1 protein-coding gene is annotated in these 1,693 nt (G+C 70.0%); it reads left to right on the top strand.

Features of this window, described 5'->3' with window-relative positions; all coding sequences use genetic code 11:
• Positions 1-2: 2 nt before the first annotated feature.
• Positions 3-1,693 (top strand): 2-oxoacid:acceptor oxidoreductase subunit alpha (locus tag WDV06_RS36815; RefSeq protein WP_395514152.1); only part of this gene is annotated, 1,691 nt, incomplete at its 3' end.

Below are 1,693 nucleotides of genomic sequence, written 5' to 3'. Positions count from 1 at the left end.
AGATCCGCCGTGTCGACCGGGTGATCATCCGTTTCGCGGGTGACTCGGGTGACGGTATGCAGCTGACGGGTGACCGTTTCACCTCGGAGACGGCGTCTTTCGGCAACGACCTCTCGACGCTGCCGAACTTTCCCGCCGAGATCCGTGCCCCTGCCGGGACCCTGCCCGGGGTGTCCTCGTTCCAGCTGCACTTCGCCGACCACGACATCCTCACTCCGGGTGACGCGCCGAACGTGCTGGTCGCGATGAACCCGGCCGCTTTGAAGGCGAACATCGCCGATGTCCCGCGGGGCGCGGAGATCATCGTGAACACCGACGAGTTCACCAAGCGGCCGATGGCCAAGGTCGGCTACGACACCTCCCCGCTGGAGGACGGCTCGCTGGACGCCTACAACATCCACCGGGTGCCGCTGACGACGCTGACGGTGGAGGCGCTGAAGGACTTCGGGCTGACCCGCAAGGAGGCCGAGCGCAGCAAGAACATGTTCGCGCTGGGCCTGCTGTCGTGGATGTACCACCGTCCCACGGAGGGCACGGAGAGTTTCCTGCGGCACAAGTTCGCCAAGAAGCCGGAGATCGCCGAGGCGAACGTGGCGGCGTTCCGGGCGGGCTGGAACTTCGGGGAGACCACGGAGGACTTCGCCGTCTCCTACGAGGTGGCGCCGGCGACGACCGCGTTCCCGACGGGCACCTACCGCAACATCTCGGGGAACCTGGCCCTGTCCTACGGGCTGATCGCCGCGGCCCGGCAGGCCGACCTGCCGCTCTACCTGGGCTCCTACCCCATCACCCCGGCCTCCGACATCCTGCACGAGCTGTCGAAGCACAAGAACTTCGGTGTGCGCACCTTCCAGGCCGAGGACGAGATCGCCGGGATCGGCGCCGCGCTGGGGGCCGCGTTCGGCGGGGCCCTGGGGGTGACGACGACCTCGGGCCCGGGCGTGGCCTTGAAGTCGGAGACCATCGGTTTGGCGGTCTCGCTGGAGCTGCCGCTGCTGATCGTGGACATCCAGCGCGGCGGTCCCTCCACGGGCCTGCCGACCAAGACCGAGCAGGCCGACCTGCTCCAGGCGATGTACGGCCGCAACGGCGAGGCCCCGGTGCCCGTCGTCGCCCCGCGCACCCCGGCGGACTGCTTCGACGCGGCGCTGGAGGCGGCCCGTATCGCGCTGGCCTACCGCACCCCGGTGTTCCTGCTGTCCGACGGCTACCTCGCCAACGGCTCGGAACCCTGGCGGATCCCGGACGTGGCCGACCTGCCCGACCTGAGGGTCCGGTTCGCCACCGGCCCCAACCACACCCTGCCCGACGGCACCGAGGTGTTCTGGCCCTACAAGCGCGACCCGCAGACCCTGGCCCGCCCGTGGGCGGTACCGGGCACGCCCGGGCTGGAACACCGCATCGGCGGGATCGAGAAGCAGGACGGCACGGGCAACATCTCCTACGACCCGGCCAACCACGACCACATGGTCCGCACCCGCCAGGCCAAGACCGACGGGATCCGCGTCCCCGACCTGGAGGTCGACGACCCCGACGGCGCCCGCACCCTGGTCCTGGGCTGGGGATCGACCTACGGCCCCATCACCGCCGCCGTCCGCCGCCTGCGCGCCCAGAAGACAGCGGTCGCCCAGGCCCACCTACGCCACCTCAACCCCTTCCCGAAAAACCTCGGCGAGGTCCTGAAGCGCTACGA

The sequence above is a fragment of the Streptomyces racemochromogenes genome (assembly GCF_044129415.1).
GTDB classification, from domain to species: domain Bacteria; phylum Actinomycetota; class Actinomycetes; order Streptomycetales; family Streptomycetaceae; genus Streptomyces; species Streptomyces racemochromogenes_A.
This window is presented reverse-complemented; position numbering and strand designations above follow the sequence as displayed.